Raw genomic sequence first — 17,866 nt, 5'->3', positions numbered from 1 at the left:
CGAGCAACCTTGTCCGCCTGTTTTTTAAGCATCGCCCGCCAGCCCAGCACTGGCGCCGTTCTCGAGACTTGTCCCTGTGCTTATCCACAAGCTAAGCCACAGCGAGCGGGGACAAGTCGCAGCCCCGGCGTTTTGCTGTGTACTTTGCGGCGCGTCCCATTACGATAAACGCATGTGCGCCCACTATGAAGCGGTCCATGACCGACAGCGTTACCAACGTTATTTTGATGTCGAGCCACCGGCGAATGCGGGCCGATCCGATGTCTGGCCCCTGTACATGGCCAGCCTGATACGCCGCCCGCCTGAAGCCGACGCCGACGACGAAGCTGTGCCTGAACGCGAAGCCTTGTCCGGCCAGTTCGGGCTGATCCCGCATTGGGCCAAGGACGTGTCCATCGGCAAGCGAACCTACAACGCGCGCAGCGAGACGGCCGCCAGCAAGCCGAGCTTTCGGGATGCGTGGCGCCACGGTCAGCGCTGCATCATTCCGGTCGATGCCTTTTATGAGCCGGACTGGCGCAGCGGCAAGGCCGTGCCGACCCGCATCAGCCGCGCTGACGGCAAGCCGATCGGCCTGGCAGGCTTGTGGTCTCGATGGAAGTCGCCCTCCGGCGAAGTGGTCCACAGCTTTGCGATGCTGACCATCAATGCCGATACCCACCCGCTGATGAAGCACTATCACAAGCCCAAGGATGAAAAAAGAATGGTGGTGGTCTTGCCCGACGGCGCTTATCTGGACTGGCTCACGATGCCGGTGGAACAGACGCTGGCGTTCATGCAGCCTTATCCCAGTGACCAGCTGAAAGCTGACGTTGCGGTCAAGTCCTCCAGCAAAGATCTCTTTGGCGACGGCGATTGATACGCAGATTCATGTGCATGTCGATGCTGCGCAGCCGAGAAATTTTGCCTTGGCCATGTAGCTTGGCATCGGCATTCAACCAACCCCCTCAAGCAGCTTGAGCGTATTTTCATCAGGCTGCCCGCCGAAGAAGCGTTGTAGCGCCAGGCTAAAAACCTTCTCATCCGGGGCGACCTGTGCAAAAAGCGTCATGCAGGACCTGAATTTAAGATCATCTGGCGAGCCGAAAATTTCATGGGCCGTCTTGTCGTCAACAGCCAGAACAAGTTCTGCACATTCCTTGAGACGCCTTCCAAGGACGGGGTGCTGCCAATAGGCCAGCGCTTTATCCCTTGATTCGATGCCAAAGTGCTTGGCGATGCTGCTTCGGCCTAGCGCCTTGAATTGAGGAAAGACGAACCACATCCAGTGGCTTGTCTTGCTTCCCGTAGCCAGTTCTTCGCAGACAGAGGCATAGACGCGGTCCTGCGCCGCCATGAACCGCTCCAGACCGTGTGATGCCGGGTTGTTATCCACGATGACTCGACTCCTGTTTGAGATCAGTTGCTACCGTGACAAAAGAAAAACGAAATTCATCGATCAACAATTTTCTTCCCCTATTTCAGACCCTACCGCCTCAGGCTTTATTCCAGATCCCAGACCACCCCAGTCCCCAGACTTACACCCCAGCGCCCCCTTGATATAACCGGGGAAAGAACCTGAGGGGTTGCTGAGGTTGCAAGAAGTATTACCACCACTTTTGTACTTCGATTGGCCAACAAAAAAAGCCTCTTGAATTGCTTCAAGAGGCTTTAGAAGTTTGCACCCGCATGCCGCAGGAATGCTGGGTTTTAAATACTGGGGTGGCTGATGGGGCTCGAACCCACGACAACAGGAATCACAATCCTGGACTCTACCAACTGAGCTACAGCCACCGTAGGGCGAAATTATAACGGTAAAGAGAGCATTATTTACCTGCTTGGGGCGGCTTTTGCATTTTGCTCGGCAACTGCGGGCTTGGCTACCAGTATTTCTGCTTTGAAGCGGTCTTTCAAACCATTGTAGTAAGCCAGCGTTTCGGCAGAGGTCCATTGTTGGCCGTACCGGTTGCGCTCTTGCTTGGCTGCTGCGTCGGCCGGTGGATCACGCGGCACGACCTTGTTGACTTTGAGGATTACATAGCCCTGAGCCCCCAGGTCAACGCCCGCAAAGGAGGGCAAAGCACTTGTATCGGCACGCAGCGCAGCATCGACAAGCGGCACCGGCAACTGCTGACTCTGTTCGCGCGACACCAGTATTGGCGCGGCCAGGGCCGCCGTGGCGGGTGCGGACTTCCAGGCCGCGAGCCTGGCCGTCCCGTCCTTACGGGCTTCTTCGGCACCCTGCTGCGCCAGCCAGCGCTGGCGCACGCTTTCTTTAACTTCGGGCAAAGGCAAGGTCCGCGCCGGGGTGTACTGGACAATGCGACCTGACGCCAACTGGCTGGACCCCACCTCGACAGCTTCGGTATTGCGTTTTTTCTCGATTGAATCAGGCGAGAAAAGCGCATTGAGAAACTTGGCATTGGCCATCGGACCGGTTGCGCCTGCAACTGGCTGACGCAATACATTCCCAGCGGTTTTGATTTCCAGTTTCAAACGATCCGCCACTGGCTTCAAGCTGTCTGACTGCTCATACACGCCATTTGAAAAAGCTTCAGCAGTTTCGGAAAACTTCTTTTGTGCTTGCTGTTTCTTCAGGTCCGCTTCAAGCGTGGGCTTCATTTCTTCAAAACTGCGTTGTTTGGGCAACTTGATGTCGGTCAGCTTGATGATGTGGTATCCAAAATCAGACGCGACCACATCGCTGATGTCACCTTTCTGCATCGAAAAAACAGCGTCTTCAAAGGGCTTGACCATGGCACCCTTTCCAAAAAAGTCAAGATCGCCACCGCTGGGCGCAGAGCCTGGATCCTGCGAGTTTTTTCGGGCCACGTCAGCAAAGGCATCTGGGGCTTTTCTTACACTTGCGAGCAGTGTTTCTGCTTTTGCTTTGGCTTCCTCGCGCTGCGCGGCAGGTGCACTGACCGGAGCAGTAATCAGGATGTGGCTGGCACGACGCTCCTCAGCGCCCGTCAATTGCCTGGCGTTCTGTTCGTAATACGTCTTGAGGTCCGCTTCATTGACCGCAATACTCTTTGTCACCGTGTCAAGGTCAAGCAAAACATACTCGATGCTGGCCTGCTCAGGCGCCTGAAAAAGTTTTTCATTGGCCTTGTAGAACTGCTCGATGTCGGCCTCCGAGGGACTCAGCTTTGCCGCGTAATCAGCAGCATTGAATCGCGCAAGCTGGATCTCGCGCTTTTCAAAAAAAGCGTTCAATGCAAGGTCAGCCGCAACACTGGAGCCCAGGCCGCTGCCAGTCACACCCGCCAGCACCTGTCGCCGGGACAGATCAGAGCGCACATTGGCCTCAAACATTTCAGGACTCAAGCCCTGGGCGCCGAGCAATTGGCGATAGCGCTCCATGTCAAGCGAGCCATCAGCGCGACGCAAGGCGGCAATCTCGGGGCTGCTCTGCAATTCCCGCGCAAGATGCTGATCGCTGGTGGAAAGCTTGAGCTTTTCAGCAGCCACGGCAACAACGCGGTCGCGAACCATACGCTCTAAAGTGGCATAGCGTGCTTCGGGTGTATCCAGCAGTTTGGCATCGAGCGTCGGCATGGAGGCGCGCAGACGGTCAACTTCACCGAGATGCTCCCGATCCCATTCAGGCTGGGTAATCTCGGTTCCATCCACCTTGGCCACCACACGGCCTTTTTCAGTGGAAGGGTTGCTGTTCATGCCAACCAATATGAAGGACGGCACAATCAGCAAAAACAGCAACGCCATTGTCCACTTGGTGTGCTTGCGAATGAAATCAAACATCTTCGAATTTCCTGTGTGACGGCCCGGACGGGCACAACAACGAAAAAAGGCGAACCCAAGTTCGCCTTTTTTTAGTGGGTGGTGGGTGCTGACGGACTCGAACCGCCGACCTACGCCGTGTAAAGGCGCTGCTCTACCAACTGAGCTAAGCACCCCACTGTAAAAACATTACATCAGTTCAGCGCATCCTTGAGCGCTTTGCCTGGGCGGAATTTAGGAACCTTGGCTGCCTTGATTTTAATCGCATCGCCAGTCCGGGGATTGCGCCCCGTGCGGGCTGCGCGTTTGCCGACAGCAAAGGTGCCAAAGCCCACCAAGGACACGGAGCCGCCTTTTTTCAGCGTGGCCTTCACGGCGCTGATGGTGGACTCCAGGGCACGTGTTGCCGCAGCCTTGGAAATGTCGGCGTTCTGGGCAATGTGCTCAATCAATTCAGTCTTGTTCACAAAAAGCACCTCGTTATTTGATCAGTTGGTCTGGTTGGCTTAGTACCCGTTTCCGCAGCACGCGGCGGTGCGGTGTTAGCAGGAGCGGCAGAACAGCTTGGTTTCTGGATCCATTAAAGCCATGGACTTCCAGGCTGTCAACATGGCGCAAGTATTTAAGCTCAGAGGCAGAATTCTAGCTTTGTTTTGGCAAATTCTGATTTTGTTGCGGAGCATGAACTTTAATTTTCATGTTTGACAACACAAGGTATTACCGTTCGATCAACACTTGCGCGATGGCTTTGCCAACGTCTGCCGTACCCGCCTGCCCCCCCAGATCGGGCGTGCGTGGCGCACCACTCTGGGCGCTGAGGACCTGTTCTATGGCTGCAAGAATGCCGTCGTGGGCATCCTTGTGTCCCAGAAATTCCAGCATCATGGCACCGCACCAGATCTGCCCTATGGGATTGGCAATGCCGCGCCCGGCAATGTCCGGCGCCGAGCCATGAACAGGCTCAAACAGCGAAGGAAATTTGCGCTCCGGGTTGAGGTTGGCGCTCGGTGCAATGCCGATGGTGCCAGTGCAGGCAGGGCCCAGGTCGCTCAGGATGTCGCCAAACAGGTTGCTCGCCACCACGACATCGAAAAATTCTGGCCGCTGGACAAAATGAGCCGTCAGGATGTCGATGTGAAACTTGTCGAGCTGTATGTCCGGATAATTTTTCGCCATCTCGGCGACACGCTCGTCCCAGTAAGGCATGGAGATGGAAATACCGTTGGATTTGGTCGCGCTGGTCAAATGCTTTTTAGGCCGTGCCTGCGCCAGTTCAAACGCGAATTTCAGCACCCGATCGACGCCGATGCGCGTAAACACCGACTCCTGCAGCACAAACTCCCGCTCGGTACCGGGAAACGCCCGGCCACCGATGCTGGAGTATTCACCCTCGGTGTTTTCTCGCACGATGTAGAAATCAATCTCGCCGGGCTGGCGCGGACTGCCGTCACGCCGCACGACCGGCGCGATGATGCCCGGCATCAGCCGAGCAGGCCGCAGATTGATGTACTGGTCGAATTCGCGACGGAACAGCAGCAGCGAACCCCAGAGCGACACATGGTCGGCGATCTTGTCGGGCCAGCCGACCGCGCCGAAGTAGATCGCATCATGTCCGCCAATCTGGTCTTTCCAGTCATCGGGCAGCATCTTGCCATGCTTTTCAAAATAATCCCAGCTGGAAAAATCGAAGTGGTCGAACTGCAGGTCGATGCCGTACTTGACCGCCGCAGCCTCCATCACACGGATGCCTTCAGGCATCACTTCCTTGCCGATGCCATCGCCGGCGATGACGGCGATTCTTTTCTTGCCAAAGCTCTTGTTCATATGGGTCCTTTTCGTTTCAGTTTTTAAAAAAATCCAGGGCTTGCGCCAGCCGCAGTGCCGAGGCTCCTGCGCGATACAGAGTCGGACGGGCAAACCGAGCGGGTGCTGACCAGCTACGCGATGCGAAAGGCCGATATTCAAGCGGTGGCGCACTGCCGTGAGGATTCGCCACGCCACACCCGGCTGCTGGCTTATGTTCTGGTGGAGCACTTTGAGGGCTCTTCATCTGAAGAACTACGCCGCTGCCGCCGGCTTCGCGGGCCGTACCACCAGGCTGACGCCCAGGGCCGTGAGCGCCGTGCCGGCAACGGTTGCCAGCGTGATGGATTCGCCGAACAGCACCCAAGCCATCACGGCTGTGGTGGGCGGCACCAGGTAAAGCAGGCTGGTGACCGCCGTGGCCGCGCCGCGCTGGATCAGCAGGTACAGCAGCGAACTGCCGCCCAGCGTCAGCGCCAGCACCGACCAGGCCATGGCGCCGATGAACTCAGTGTTCCAGACAATCGCCTCGGTTTCCATGAAGGAAAAAGGCAGCGTGACCAGCAGCGCGGCGGCCAGCTGGATCGCATTGGCGGTGCGCACGTCGGTCGGCTGGACAAAATGCTTCTGGTAGAGCGTTCCAACCGTGATGCAACACAGCGCAAAAAGCGTGCTGCCAAGCGTCAGCAAGGTGACTTCGCTGCCGGCGCCGAATTTGCGGGCCACCACCAGCAGCAAGCCGCCCAGCCCCAAGACCAGACCGGCCCACTGGCGGGGTGTGACCTGCGTTTTCGATGCCATGGAGGAACTCGATGCGCCGGCCCATGAAAGCCACAGCGCGGTCAGCACCGGCTGCAGGCCGACAATCAATGCCGCCAGGCCCGACCCCATGCCGCCCTTGACCGCCACCCACACGCCGCCCAGGTAACCGGCATGCATCAGCACCCCGGTCAGGGCCAGGTGCAGCCACTGCTGGCGGTCGCGCGGCCAGCGGGCGCGGCTGAACCGGACCCAGACCAGGAAGCAGGCAATGGAAAACGCATAGCGCAGCACCAGGAACGTCAGCGGCGGCGCGTAAGGCAGGCCGAACTTGGCGACGATGAAACCCGTGCTCCAGATCAGCACGAAGACCGCCGGCATGGCGCGAACGAGCGCACTTGAAGAGGGTGAAAAATTCAAGGCCAGCCTGCTACAGGAAGAATCTACTTGGCCCGTGCGCGGATTTCAGGAATCGCTTTTCGCAGGTAATACACCATCGACCAGACCGTCAAAATGGCCGACAGCCAGATCAGCCAAGTGCCCCACACCGGCGTGTTGATGATGCCAAACAGGCGCCCGTCATACAGCAGGAAAGGAATGGCGATCATCTGCACCGTGGTCTTGACCTTGCCCAGCATGTGAACCGCCACGCTGCGCGACGCACCAATCTGCGCCATCCATTCGCGCAGCGCCGAAATGGCGATCTCCCGGCCAATGATGATGAGGGCCACGAACACATCGGCACGCTGCAGATGCACCAGCACCAGCAGCGAGGCGCAGACCAAGAATTTGTCGGCCACCGGGTCCAGGAAAGCACCGAAGGAAGATGTCTGGTTAAGTTTGCGGGCCAGAAAACCGTCGAGCCAATCAGTGGCGGCAAACACGACGAACATCACGGTGGCGATCAGATTGCGTTGCGCAGCCGGCATGTCGAGGTAGAAAACCCCCACGATCAGCGGAATTGCCACAATCCGCGTCCAGGTCATTAGGGTGGGGATGGTCAGGAACATGGCACTGATTTTGGCATGCGCGGCAGACCGGCTGCGTAAGCGCTGCGGCCGACCTGTGCGCCGCAGCCTGCGCCGTGGTGCGCCGTCAATGCAGCGCCCGGTAGATTTCCTCGGCCAGCTCGGTCGAAATGCCATCGACCATTGCGATGTCCTCGACGCTGGCCGACGCGATACCGCGTACGCCGCCAAAGCGCTGCAGCAGGCTGGCGCGCTTTTTCGGACCAATGCCGGCAATGTCTTCCAGCCGACTGCCGCCGATCCGCACCTTGGCGCGTTTGGCGCGCATGCCGGTGATGGCAAAGCGGTGCGCCTCGTCGCGAATCTGGGCGATCAGCATCAAGGCGGCCGAATTGCGGCCCAGGTAGACCTTCTCGCGCCCATCGGCAAACACCAGTTCTTCCAGGCCGACCTTGCGGCCCTCGCCTTTTTCGACACCGGCGATCAGCCCCAGGTCCAGCCCCAGCTCGACGAACACCTCGCGCGCCATCGACACTTGGCCCTTGCCGCCATCGACCAGCACCAGATCGGGCAACGTGGCCTCGCCATTGCGCGCCGCCTCGGCCAGCTTGGTGTAGCGGCGGGTCAGCACCTGGCGCATGGCCGCGTAGTCGTCGCCCGGGGTGATGCCTTCGATGTTGTAGCGGCGGTATTCGCTGCTTTGCATCTTGTGTTCCTTGAACACCACGCACGACGCCTGGGTCGATTCCCCGGCCGTGTGCGAAATATCGAAGCACTCGATGCGCAGCGCGTCCAGGTTGTCCATCGGCAGTTCCAGCGCTTCGGCAAGCGCCCGGGTTCTGGCCTGCTGCGAGCCCTGCTCGGCCAGCAGCCGGGCCAATTGCAGGCCGGCATTTTTCTGCGCCATTTCCAGCCAGACGCGGCGCTGCTCGCGCGGCTGGTGGACGGCGACGACGCGGCTGCCGGACTGCTCGCTAAGTGCGGCCATCAGGTCCTTGTCGACCGGCTCGCTGACGACCAGCGTGGGCGGCAACGGGACGTCGATGTAGTGCTGCGCGATAAAGGCCTCAAGCACCAGCGCCTCCAGCGATTTTTCCTTCACCGGAACCACGGACGAATCGGGCTCGGTATCGAGCGCGGCCACGTCGGCCGCATGCTCCACATGCGTCGGAAAATACGGCCGGTCGCCCAAATGGCGGCCGCCGCGCACCATCGCCAGGTTGACGCAAGCCTTGCCGCCCTGGACCTTCACCGCCAGGATGTCCACATCCTTGTCGCCGCCAATTTCCATCGACTGCTGGTGCAATATTTTCGACAGCGCCGACATCTGGTTGCGCAACTCGGCGGCCTGCTCAAATTCCATCCGGTCGGAATGCGCGAGCATTTTCTTTTCCAGCTCGCTCAAAATTTCCTGCGTCTGGCCTTGCAGGAAGCGTTCGGCGTTGGCCGTGTCCAGCGCGTACTGCTCGGGCGTCACATGGCCGACGCACGGCGCGGAACAGCGCTTGATTTGATAAAGCAGACAAGGCCGGGTGCGGTTGTTGAACACCGTGTCCTCACAGGTGCGCAGCCGAAACACCTTTTGCAGCAACAAAATCGTGTCCTTGACCGCCCAAGCGCTGGGGTACGGGCCGAAATACCGGTGCTTTTTCTCCACCGCACCCCGGTAATAAGCGATGCGCGGATAGGCGATGGCCATTGGCGCGCTGCCTTCAGGCCTGGGCTGGGCAGCGGTCAGCTTGAGATAAGGATAGCTTTTGTCGTCCCGGAACAGGATGTTGTATTTCGGGTAGAGCGTCTTGATCAGGTTGTTTTCCAGCAGCAGCGCCTCGGCCTCGGAGCGCACCACTGTGGTTTCCATGCGCACGATTTTCGTGATCATGTGGCCGATGCGGGTGCCGCCGTGGTTTTTCTGGAAATAGCTGGTGACGCGCTTTTTCAGGTTGCGCGCCTTGCCGACATACAGCACACCGCCCTGCTCGTCAAAGTAGCGGTAAACGCCAGGCAAGGGCGGCAATGCCGCCACTTCGCTGAGCAGTTGGGGGTCGAATTCGTGGATTGGGGTCATGGTGTCAAGGGAACGGTTTGGCCGTATTGTGGACAATCCTTGGATGAATCACCGCCTGCAATGGGACATTTTTTGCAAAGTCATCGACAACTTCGGGGACATTGGCGTGTGCTGGCGCCTGGCGGCCGACCTGGCGACGCGCGGCCACCGCGTGCGCCTGTGGGTCGACGATGCCTCCGCCCTGGCCTGGATGGCGCCTGGCGGCTGCCCGAATGTTCAGGTGATGGCATGGACACAGCCGCTCGACCTGCGGGCAGCGAACCTTGCTTCGCAGCCAGCCGACGTGCTGATCGAAGCGTTTGGATGTGATTCTGCTCCTGAATTCATAGCTGCTTGCGCAATCCAGCAAAGCGCAAACGGCCTGAAACCCTTGTGGATCAACCTTGAATACCTGTCCGCCGAGGCGTATGTCGAGCGTTGCCATGCCCTGCCCTCGCGGGTCCAGCGCGGCCCGGCGGCGGGCTGGACCAAATGGTTTTTCTACCCGGGCTTCACCGCAGCCACCGGCGGCCTGCTGTGCGAACCCGGACTGGACGACCGGCAAGCCCGCTTTGACCGCCAAGCCTGGCTGGCCGCGCAAGGCATTGCGTTCAGCGGGGGAAAGCTGGTGTCGCTGTTCTGCTATGAACCCGTCGCGCTGCCGGGCCTGCTGAATCAGCTTGCGCAGCACGGGCTTGGCGGGGAACCGGTGCGCCTGCTCGTGGCGGCGGGCCGCGCCGCCAGTGCAGTGAAAACAGTATTCAATGATGAAAAATGCCTTTTGCGCAATATCCACGGGCGTAACCAGCTATCAATTTCATACCTTCCATGGCTGAGCCAGACAGAATTCGATCATCTGCTCTGGTCCTGCGATCTGAATTTTGTGCGCGGCGAGGATTCGGTGGTGCGCGCCCTCTGGGCCGGCAAGCCGTTTGTCTGGCATATCTACCCGCAGGACGATGCGGCGCACCTGGACAAGCTGGACGCCTTTCTCGACATGCTGCAAGCGCCGCCTTCGCTGCGACGCTTTTACCAGGCATGGAACCGGGCGGGCGCCGGTCATGAAGCGGCTCCTGTCCAGCTGTCCGACCTGCAGGACTGGCAAGCCTGCGCCCTGGCGGCCCGCTCCCGGCTGATGCGCCAGAATGACCTGACAAGCAGCCTGCTTAACTTTGTGGCAAAAAACCGCTAAAATCGTGGGCTTTGCGAAATAGCCCGCGAGGGCAAAACGCATGAACGACATGAACGGCCAGATAACTGGTCCCGGAACCGATCCTATAACCCGCCGCGGACCTGCATCACAACTGCACGCGCCCTGCGGTCCACCCTAGTCAAAACTGCTATGAAAATCGCTCAAGAAATCCGCGTCGGTAACGTCATCATGCACGGCAAGGACCCGATGGTCGTGCTGAAAACCGAATACAGCCGCGGCGGGCGCAACTCCGCCACCGTGCGCATGAAGCTCAAAAGCCTGATTGCCAGCTTCAACACCGAGCAGGTCTTCAAGGCCGACGACAAGCTTGACCAGGTTTTCCTGGACAAGAAGGAATGCACTTATTCCTACTTTGCCGACCCGATGTACATCTGCATGGACGCCGACTACAACCAGTACGAAGTCGAAGCCGAAAACATGGGCGACTCGCTGAACTACCTGCAAGACGGCATGGAACTCGAAGTCGTGTTCTATGACGGCAAGGCCATTTCGGTCGAAGTGCCGACCAGCGTGCAGCGCGAGATCACCTGGACCGAGCCTGCTGTCAAGGGCGACACGTCCGGCAAGGTGCTCAAGCCCGCCAAGCTGGCCACCGGTTTTGAAATCGGCGTGCCAATTTTCGTGGCGCAAGGCGATGTGGTCGAAATCGACACCCGCACCGGCGAATACCGCAAGCGCGTCTGATCAGGCATCGCCCTGCGCAGTCAAAAGGCTCCCGTCGGGAGCCTTTTTTGTTGGTTTGACAGGAAGCGAAACAAACCGTCCTTATGATGTTCCCGTTACCCATCGCATTTTTCTCTCTCCTTTAAGCGTGACCCGGTGGTGAAACACAGGGACCACGCACCACCCAAACAGGCTCATGGAACAAACACAAGACTTATCCGAAGACCGCCTGGCCAACGCCTGGGCTGAACTGCATTCCCTGTCCAGCGACAGCGCGCCCTTACGGCCCGACGCCAACCGGCTCGCCTTTGCCGACCCGGAATTTTTGCTGCGGCGCGAAACCCGCGCCATCCGCATCCAGCTTGAAATGCTCAAGCCTGAGATCGACCAGCAGGCCCAGGGCATTGAAAACACCGTCGTGGTATTTGGCAGCGCACGCTTTCCAGCCCCCGAGCAGGCCGAGGCGGCGCTCGCCCTGGCCGAGCAAGGCGATGACGAAGCCGCACTGGCGCTCGCCCAGCGCCACATGCGCAACGCCCAGTACTACGACCAGGCGCGCCTGTTCGCGCGCATCGTGGCGGGCTACAGCAACCCGCGCCCGTCGGCCGAGCAGTTGTTCATCTGCACCGGCGGCGGCCCGGGCATCATGGAAGCGGCCAACCGGGGCGCGCAGGAAATGGGCGCCCTGACGGTCGGGCTCAACATCGTGCTGCCGCACGAGCAGGGCTCCAATCCCTACATTTCGCCGTCGCTGAACTTCAAGTTCCACTACTTCGCCTTGCGCAAGATGCATTTCATGATGCGCGCCAAGGCGCTGGTGGCTTTTCCAGGAGGCTTTGGCACGCTCGACGAGTTGTTCGAGGTCATCACGCTGGTGCAGACCAAAAAGGCTAAGCCGGTGCCCATCATTCTCTTTGGCACCGAATACTGGAAACGGCTGTTCAACTTCGATGTGATGATCGAGGAAGGCGCGATTTCGCCGCAAGACCTCGACTTCATCCAGTATGTCGATGAGCCACAGGCCGCCTGGGACGCGATCAAGAACTTTTACGAACTTTGAGCTGGGCAGGCTGACAGGCGCTGGCAGCGCGGCCTGCCGCCCTGATGCGCGCCAGGATCAGCCTCGCCCGGCGTCATGCGGGCAAGCTCAATCCGGCTCCAGTTCCCTGTCCAGCGGAATCAAGCGCACCGCATCGGCGTCAGGCAGGGCTTCGACATTGCGCAGCGCCTTGCCCATGACCCGGCTGCGTTGCTCGGCGTTGCTCAAGGTGTTGAGCACGGTTTCGGTCTGCGACTTGACCTTGGCCAGAACATCGCCAAACTTGCCGAACTCTGTCTTGACCGCGCCCAGCACCTGCCAGACCTCGCTGGAGCGCTTTTCCAGCGCCAGCGTCCTGAACCCCATCTGCAGCGAATTGAGCATGGCCAGCAGCGTGGTCGGGCCAGCCAGCGTGATGCGGTGGTCGCGCTGCAGGCATTCGATCAGGCCGGGGCGGCGCAGCACCTCGGCATACAGGCCCTCGGTCGGCAAGAACAAAATCGCAAAGTCGGTGGTGTACGGCGGCTCAATGTATTTTTCGCTGATCGACTTGGCTTCCAGGCGGATGCGCAGTTCCAGCGCCTTGCCGGCAACCTCGGCGCCTGGTCCGTCGGCGCGCTGCTGCGCGTCCAACAGGCGTTCGTAGTCTTCATTCGGAAATTTCGCATCGATCGGCAGCCACAGCGGCTCGCCTGAATCAGAGCGGCCCGGCAGCTTGATGGCGAAATCGACCGGGTTCTTGCCGCCGCGCCGCGTGACGACCTGCGCGGCGTACTGGTCCACGGTGAACACCTGCTCCAGCAGGGCCGCCAGCTGCGCTTCGCCGAAAATGCCGCGCGTCTTCACGTTGGTGAGCAGGTGCTTGAGGTCGCCCACGCCCTGCGCCAGCGTCTGCATTTCGCCCAGCCCCTTGTGAACCTGTTCGAGCCGGTCGGCCACCTGCTTGAAGCTCTGGCCGAGCCGCGCTTCCAGCGTGTTTTGCAGCTTTTCATCGACGGTGCGGCGCATTTCGTCGAGCTTGGCCGAATTGGTTTGCTGCAGTTGCGCCAGCTGGTTTTCCAGCGTTTCGCGCACCTCGCCCATGCGCCTGGCATTGGATTCGCCGACCGACTGCAACTGGGTCGTCAACGTGTCCGACAGGCTTTGCTGGAGCAGGCTGAGCTGGCGGGAAAACGCATCGATCTGGGTGTTTTGGGTGCGCGTGGCCTCAAAGCTTTGCTGCACCAGCGTTTGCTGGAAGGTCGCCAGCGTTGACGCCAGTTCCTGACGGCTGCCGCGCGCGCTGTCGCTGATCTCGCGGCGCAGTTCGCGCTCCAGCCGGTCGTTAATATCGGCAAATCCGTTGAGCAGTTCGGCTTGGCTTTCGCCCGGGAATTGCGCCGGCTTGCGCAGCAGCAGCCAGACCAGCAGCAGCAGCAGCAGCAGATTGGTCAGCAGCAAGGCCGCCATCAGCCAGAATTCCATGACGTTTGTCACTCTTTATTTGATAGCTAACACCGCAGCATTCAAGGGCGTAGGAGGCATTTTTCCTGTAAAAAAGGCAATCAGGTTGTCGGCCGCCAGGCTGGCCATCGCCAGGCGCGTCGGTAAGGTGGCGCTGGCGATGTGCGGCGTCAGCACCACGTTCGGCACGCTTAGCAAATCGGGATGCACCGACGGCTCGCCCTCGAACACATCGAGGCCCGCCGCCGCAATCGTGCGGTTGCGCAGCGCCGCTGCCAGCGCCGCGTCATCGACGATGCCGCCGCGCGCGATGTTGACCAGCGTCGCGGTCGGCTTCATCAGCGAGAGTTCGGCGGCGCCGATGGCGTGGTGCGATGCCGGTGAATACGGCAGCACCAGCACGAGATGGTCGGCGGTTTTCAGCAGTTCTTCCTTGCCGACATAGCTGGCCTTGCATTCGGCCTCCAGCGCCGCATCCAGCCGCGAACGGTTGTGGTAAATAACCTTCATGCCAAAGCCAAGCGCGCCGCGTTTGGCAATGCCCTGCCCGATGCGGCCCATGCCCAGAATGCCCAGCGTGGCGCCATGGATGTCGGAGCCGGCGAACATGTCGTAGCTCCATTTCGTCCATTGGCCGGCGCGCAGGTAGTGCTCGCTCTCGGTGATGCGGCGGGCCGTGGCCATCAGCAGGGCGAAGCCGAAGTCGGCGGTGGTTTCGGTCAGCACATCGGGCGCATTGGTCGCCAGCACGCCGGCGGCGGTCATGGCGCCCAAATCGAAATTGTTGTGGCCGACGGCCATGTTGGCGCAGATTTTCAGGTTGGGACAAGCGGCCAGCACGTCGCCGTCGATGCGGTCGCCGCCGGTGGTAAAGGCGCCGGCCTTGTCCTGCAGTCGCCTGATCAATTCGGCCTTGGACCAGGTTTCGTCTGGCTGGTTGGACTCGACCTCGAAATGCTGCTCCAGCCGGGCGATGATTTCGGGAAAGACTGCTCTGGCAACCAGGATCTTGGGTTTGCTCATGGGAAGTACCTGCTTTCTTTCTTACTTGAACCAGATGAAGGTCATGAGGATGAACAGCGGAATCAGGACGCCGCCCGACCACAGCATGTAGCCGAAGAAGCTCGGCATCTTCACGCCCCGGTCCTCGGCGATGGCCTTGACCATCAGGTTGGGCGCGTTGCCGATGTAGGTGTTGGCGCCCATGAACACCGCGCCGGCTGAAATGGCGGCCAGCGTCGGGGCGAAGGTCGTCATTAGCGCCTGCGGGTCGCCGCCGGCGGTATTGAAAAACACCAGGTAGGTCGGCGCGTTGTCCAGAAAGGAGCTGAGGATGCCGGTGGCCCAAAAATACATCGCCGGGTCGGGCGATCCGTCAGACCGCGTCACCATCGCCACAACTGCGCCAAATGGCCCGCTGGCTCCGGCTTTGAGCATGGCGATAACCGGAACAATGGTCAGGAAAATGCCGGCAAACAGCTTGGCCACCTCGACCATCGGTGCCCAAGAAAATTGATTGTCGGCGTGGACCTTGGCCGACGTGATCGCCAGCGAGATGAACGTGATGGCCACCAGCCCGACATCGCGCACCAGCCCCGGCAGGCCAACGCGGCTGCCAGCAACTTCAAAAGCCACCGGAGATTTCCAAAACCCGCTGAGCAGCACCAGGCCAGCAATGGCACCCAACAGCCAAAAGTTGACACTGCCGTCAAAACCGATCCGCGGGTCGTCAGGCGATGGATCAACAGGCAAAAGCTCTTCGCAGCGGCGGTAAAACCAGGTGTCAAGCGCGTAAAAAATACCCAGCAGACTGCCCACCATAAACAAGGTTTCTGGAAAGATGTAACGTATGGTCCAGAAAAAATCCACACCTTTCAGAAAACCCAAAAACAGTGGCGGATCGCCCAGCGGCGTCAGCGAGCCGCCAGCATTGGAGACGATGAAAATAAAAAATATCACCACATGGGCCGTGTGCGTGCGGTTGTCATTGGCCCGAATCAGCGGCCGGATGAGCAGCATCGACGCGCCGGTGGTGCCCATAAAGCTGGCCAGCACCGCGCCAATTGCCAGGATAGCGGTGTTCAGCGCTGGGGTACCGTGAAGGTTGCCCCGAATATGGATGCCTCCAGCCACCGTGAACAGCGCCGTGAGCAGCAAGATAAAGGGGATGTATTCCTCCAGCAGCGCATGCATGAAACTGACGGCTGCCGTGTCCAGTCCATAAATCAATGCGAACGGCACCAGGAACGCCAGCGACCAGCCAAGCGCCACCTTGCCGAAATGGTGATGCCAGAAAAACGACGCCAGCAGCGGCAATGTCGCAATGGACAGCAGCAACCCGGCAAACGGCACGCCCCATAGCACCGACAGCGCGCTGCCGTCGAGCGCTGCCGCCGATGACAGACCGGGCAACAGACAAAGCAGTGCGAAGGCGGCCGGGCAGCGAAGAAGTCTCATGGGCGGCTCCAGTTGAAAATCGAATCTTAATAGCTGGGCCGCACCGGCCGCACCGGTCGGCGACCGCGTCAGCGCACCGACGCGACATCAAACACCTGGCGCAGGTAGGCCAGGTATTTTTCGTCGTCGCACATGTTCTTGGACGGTGTGTCGGACAGCTTGGCCACCGGCTGGCCGTTGCAGCGCACCATCTTGATGACGATTTGCAGCGGCTCATAGCCCAGGTCGTTGGTCAGGTTGGTGCCAATGCCGAAAGCCAGCTGGCAGCGCCCCCTGAACTGCCGGTACAGCTCGATGGTCCGGGGAACCGTCAGCGCGTCGCTGAAGATCAGTGTCTTGGTCTTGGGATCGACACGGTTTCCGACGTAGTGACCGATCATGCGCTCGCCCCACTGGAACGGGTCGCCGCTGTCATGGCGCGCGCCGTCGAACAGCTTGCAAAAGTACAGGTCGAAGTCGCGCAGGAAAGCACTCATGCCGTACACGTCGGACAGCGCAATGCCCAGGTCGCCACGGTATTCCTTGGCCCACGACTCGAAACCGAACACCTGGCTGTCGCGCAGGCGCGGTCCCAGCGCCTGGCAGGCCTGCAGGTATTCGTGGGCCATGGTGCCCAGCGGGATCAAGCCGAGCTTCATGGCGAACAGCACATTGCTGGTGCCGGCCAGTTGCCCCTCGGCGCCGGTGCCCAGGCGCGTGACCAGCGAGCGCAGCACTTCTTCATGCCAGGCCTTGCTGAAACGCCGGCGGGTGCCGTAGTCGGCAATCTTGAGTTCGGCAAGGCTCCTGACCTGCAGCTGCCCGATCTTGGTTTCCAGTCGCTTGCGGCCTTCGGTGAGGTCGGGCTGCTTTTGCGTGTTACGGAAATAGACCTCGTTGATGATGGCCAGCACCGGAATCTCGAACAGGATGGTGTGCAGCCACGGGCCCTTGATCAGGACTTCGATCTCCCCGGAAGGCAGCGCCTTGACGCTGACATACTTTTCATTGAGCTGGAAGATGCCCAGGAAATCGACAAAGTCGCTCTTGATGAAGCGCATGGCCTTGAGGTAGGCCAGCTCGGCGTCGTGGAACCGCAGGCTGCACAGCCCGCGGATTTCCTCGCGTATCTCGTGGACATAAAAGGAAAGATCGCCGACCCCTGATGCGCCGGCGTTGCGGCACTTGAACTTGTATTCCACCTCGGCGCCGGGAAACTGGTGCAGCACCACCTGCATCATGGTGAACTTGTACAGGTCGGTGTCGAGCAGGCTGGTGATGATCATGTTGAACCCTGAAGGCCCCGTGGAAAGAAATGCGTGGCACAGGCCGGTTGCCGGGCCTGGGCTTGTCGGCGGTGGTTGCCGGGGAATCAGGTGCCGAGAAAGTCCACTTCGAACAGCAGGGTAGCGTTCGGCGGAATCGCGCCGCCCGCGCCGCGCGCGCCGTAACCGAGTTCCGACGGAATGACCAGGCGGCGCGTTCCGCCGACCGACATGCCTTGCACGCCCTCGTCCCAGCCCTTGATGACTTCACCGGCGCCGAGCGAGAACTGGAAGGGCTGGCCACGGTCCTTGCTGGAGTCGAATTTCTTGCCCTGCACGCCGTCGTTGTACAGCCAGCCGGTGTAATGCACCTTGACGTATTGGCCGGCCTTGGCGATGGCGCCGGTGCCCAGCACGGTGTCTTCGTACTGCAGTCCCGAGGCGGTGGTGGTCATGGTCATGACAATGTCCTTTGTAGCGATGGATTAAAAATGAATGAACCCCGAA

At 60.1% G+C, this 17,866-nt stretch carries 16 protein-coding genes and 2 tRNA genes; 4 read left to right on the top strand and 14 right to left on the bottom strand.

Annotation, left to right across the window (positions count from 1 at the left end; genetic code table 11):
- Positions 1-172: 172 nt before the first annotated feature.
- Positions 173-859: an SOS response-associated peptidase gene (locus ACP7AD_RS13605; RefSeq protein ID WP_426148267.1), complete on the top strand. Its 687-nt coding sequence runs from the start codon at positions 173-175 to the stop codon at positions 857-859.
- Between the two features lie 75 nt (positions 860-934).
- On the opposite strand, the gene ACP7AD_RS13600 is transcribed toward ACP7AD_RS13605, so the two are convergent.
- The 9 genes from ACP7AD_RS13600 to uvrC form a co-directional block, all read right to left on the bottom strand.
- Positions 935-1,375 carry a DUF1810 domain-containing protein gene (locus tag ACP7AD_RS13600; RefSeq protein WP_426148266.1) on the bottom strand — a complete coding sequence of 147 codons (441 nt, stop codon included), beginning with the start codon at positions 1,373-1,375 and terminating at the stop codon, positions 935-937.
- Between the two features lie 322 nt (positions 1,376-1,697).
- Positions 1,698-1,773, bottom strand: a tRNA-His gene (locus ACP7AD_RS13595).
- 36 nt (positions 1,774-1,809) lie between these two features.
- Positions 1,810-3,744, bottom strand: a complete 1,935-nt coding sequence (locus ACP7AD_RS13590; protein WP_426148265.1) for a SurA N-terminal domain-containing protein — start codon at positions 3,742-3,744, stop codon at positions 1,810-1,812.
- Between the two features lie 79 nt (positions 3,745-3,823).
- Positions 3,824-3,899 (bottom strand) — tRNA-Val (locus tag ACP7AD_RS13585).
- A gap of 18 nt (positions 3,900-3,917) precedes the next feature.
- Positions 3,918-4,190, bottom strand: coding sequence for an HU family DNA-binding protein (locus tag ACP7AD_RS13580; protein WP_011801034.1), 273 nt, complete (start codon positions 4,188-4,190; stop codon positions 3,918-3,920).
- A gap of 250 nt (positions 4,191-4,440) precedes the next feature.
- Positions 4,441-5,547 (bottom strand): tartrate dehydrogenase, encoded by a 1,107-nt coding sequence (locus ACP7AD_RS13575; RefSeq protein WP_426148264.1) that lies wholly within the window; start codon positions 5,545-5,547, stop codon positions 4,441-4,443.
- 234 nt (positions 5,548-5,781) lie between these two features.
- On the bottom strand, positions 5,782-6,666 hold the full coding sequence (locus ACP7AD_RS13570) for a DMT family transporter (RefSeq protein ID WP_426148298.1): 885 nt from the start codon (positions 6,664-6,666) through the stop codon (positions 5,782-5,784).
- A gap of 62 nt (positions 6,667-6,728) precedes the next feature.
- Positions 6,729-7,295: a CDP-diacylglycerol--glycerol-3-phosphate 3-phosphatidyltransferase gene (gene pgsA, locus ACP7AD_RS13565; RefSeq protein ID WP_426148263.1), complete on the bottom strand. Its 567-nt coding sequence runs from the start codon at positions 7,293-7,295 to the stop codon at positions 6,729-6,731.
- 85 nt (positions 7,296-7,380) lie between these two features.
- Positions 7,381-9,321: an excinuclease ABC subunit UvrC gene (gene uvrC / locus ACP7AD_RS13560; protein WP_426148261.1), complete on the bottom strand. Its 1,941-nt coding sequence runs from the start codon at positions 9,319-9,321 to the stop codon at positions 7,381-7,383.
- 43 nt (positions 9,322-9,364) lie between these two features.
- Between uvrC and earP the strand changes: the two genes are divergently transcribed.
- The 3 genes from earP (at position 9,365) to ACP7AD_RS13545 (ending at position 12,236) form a co-directional block, all read left to right on the top strand.
- Positions 9,365-10,492 carry an elongation factor P maturation arginine rhamnosyltransferase EarP gene (earP, locus tag ACP7AD_RS13555; RefSeq protein WP_426148260.1) on the top strand — a complete coding sequence of 376 codons (1,128 nt, stop codon included), beginning with the start codon at positions 9,365-9,367 and terminating at the stop codon, positions 10,490-10,492.
- A 150-nt stretch (positions 10,493-10,642) separates the two neighbouring features.
- Entirely contained in the window at positions 10,643-11,197 is a 555-nt protein-coding gene (efp, locus tag ACP7AD_RS13550; protein ID WP_029525317.1) for an elongation factor P, read from the top strand.
- A 175-nt stretch (positions 11,198-11,372) separates the two neighbouring features.
- Positions 11,373-12,236, top strand: a complete 864-nt coding sequence (locus ACP7AD_RS13545) for a TIGR00730 family Rossman fold protein (RefSeq protein WP_426148259.1) — start codon at positions 11,373-11,375, stop codon at positions 12,234-12,236.
- A gap of 87 nt (positions 12,237-12,323) precedes the next feature.
- Here ACP7AD_RS13545 and ACP7AD_RS13540 read toward each other — a convergent pair whose 3' ends face one another.
- From ACP7AD_RS13540 to ACP7AD_RS13520, 5 genes are all read right to left on the bottom strand, one after another.
- Positions 12,324-13,679 (bottom strand): DNA recombination protein RmuC, encoded by a 1,356-nt coding sequence (locus ACP7AD_RS13540; RefSeq protein WP_426148258.1) that lies wholly within the window; start codon positions 13,677-13,679, stop codon positions 12,324-12,326.
- Positions 13,680-13,694: 15 nt separating this feature from the next.
- Entirely contained in the window at positions 13,695-14,681 is a 987-nt protein-coding gene (locus ACP7AD_RS13535) for a 2-hydroxyacid dehydrogenase (RefSeq protein WP_426148257.1), read from the bottom strand.
- A 21-nt stretch (positions 14,682-14,702) separates the two neighbouring features.
- Positions 14,703-16,115, bottom strand: a complete 1,413-nt coding sequence (locus tag ACP7AD_RS13530) for a sodium:proton antiporter (RefSeq protein WP_426148256.1) — start codon at positions 16,113-16,115, stop codon at positions 14,703-14,705.
- Between the two features lie 68 nt (positions 16,116-16,183).
- On the bottom strand, positions 16,184-17,380 hold the full coding sequence (pncB, locus tag ACP7AD_RS13525; RefSeq protein WP_426148255.1) for a nicotinate phosphoribosyltransferase: 1,197 nt from the start codon (positions 17,378-17,380) through the stop codon (positions 16,184-16,186).
- Between the two features lie 86 nt (positions 17,381-17,466).
- A complete protein-coding gene (locus ACP7AD_RS13520) occupies positions 17,467-17,820 on the bottom strand; it encodes an FKBP-type peptidyl-prolyl cis-trans isomerase (RefSeq protein WP_426148254.1) in 354 nt (117 codons plus the stop codon).
- Positions 17,821-17,866 lie beyond the last annotated feature (46 nt).

The sequence above is a fragment of the Polaromonas sp. DSP2-3-2b2 genome (genome assembly GCF_049895905.1).
In the GTDB taxonomy this organism is placed as follows: Bacteria; Pseudomonadota; Gammaproteobacteria; order Burkholderiales; family Burkholderiaceae_C; genus Polaromonas.
Note: the sequence above shows the minus strand (reverse complement) of the source record. Positions and strands in the feature narration are given on the sequence as shown.

Coding starts and splice junctions, on each gene's coding strand:
- ACP7AD_RS13570 (WP_426148298.1), bottom strand. CDS start 6,666: ATGCCGGCGGTCTTCGTGCTGATCTGGAGCACGGGTTTCATCGTCGCC.
- ACP7AD_RS13575 (WP_426148264.1), bottom strand. CDS start 5,547: ATGAACAAGAGCTTTGGCAAGAAAAGAATCGCCGTCATCGCCGGCGAT.
- efp (WP_029525317.1), top strand. CDS start 10,643: ATGAAAATCGCTCAAGAAATCCGCGTCGGTAACGTCATCATGCACGGC.
- ACP7AD_RS13530 (WP_426148256.1), bottom strand. CDS start 16,115: ATGAGACTTCTTCGCTGCCCGGCCGCCTTCGCACTGCTTTGTCTGTTG.
- ACP7AD_RS13590 (WP_426148265.1), bottom strand. CDS start 3,744: ATGTTTGATTTCATTCGCAAGCACACCAAGTGGACAATGGCGTTGCTG.
- ACP7AD_RS13535 (WP_426148257.1), bottom strand. CDS start 14,681: ATGAGCAAACCCAAGATCCTGGTTGCCAGAGCAGTCTTTCCCGAAATC.
- ACP7AD_RS13520 (WP_426148254.1), bottom strand. CDS start 17,820: ATGACCATGACCACCACCGCCTCGGGACTGCAGTACGAAGACACCGTG.
- ACP7AD_RS13540 (WP_426148258.1), bottom strand. CDS start 13,679: ATGGAATTCTGGCTGATGGCGGCCTTGCTGCTGACCAATCTGCTGCTG.
- pncB (WP_426148255.1), bottom strand. CDS start 17,380: ATGATCATCACCAGCCTGCTCGACACCGACCTGTACAAGTTCACCATG.
- ACP7AD_RS13545 (WP_426148259.1), top strand. CDS start 11,373: ATGGAACAAACACAAGACTTATCCGAAGACCGCCTGGCCAACGCCTGG.
- pgsA (WP_426148263.1), bottom strand. CDS start 7,295: ATGTTCCTGACCATCCCCACCCTAATGACCTGGACGCGGATTGTGGCA.
- ACP7AD_RS13605 (WP_426148267.1), top strand. CDS start 173: ATGTGCGCCCACTATGAAGCGGTCCATGACCGACAGCGTTACCAACGT.
- earP (WP_426148260.1), top strand. CDS start 9,365: ATGAATCACCGCCTGCAATGGGACATTTTTTGCAAAGTCATCGACAAC.
- uvrC (WP_426148261.1), bottom strand. CDS start 9,321: ATGACCCCAATCCACGAATTCGACCCCCAACTGCTCAGCGAAGTGGCG.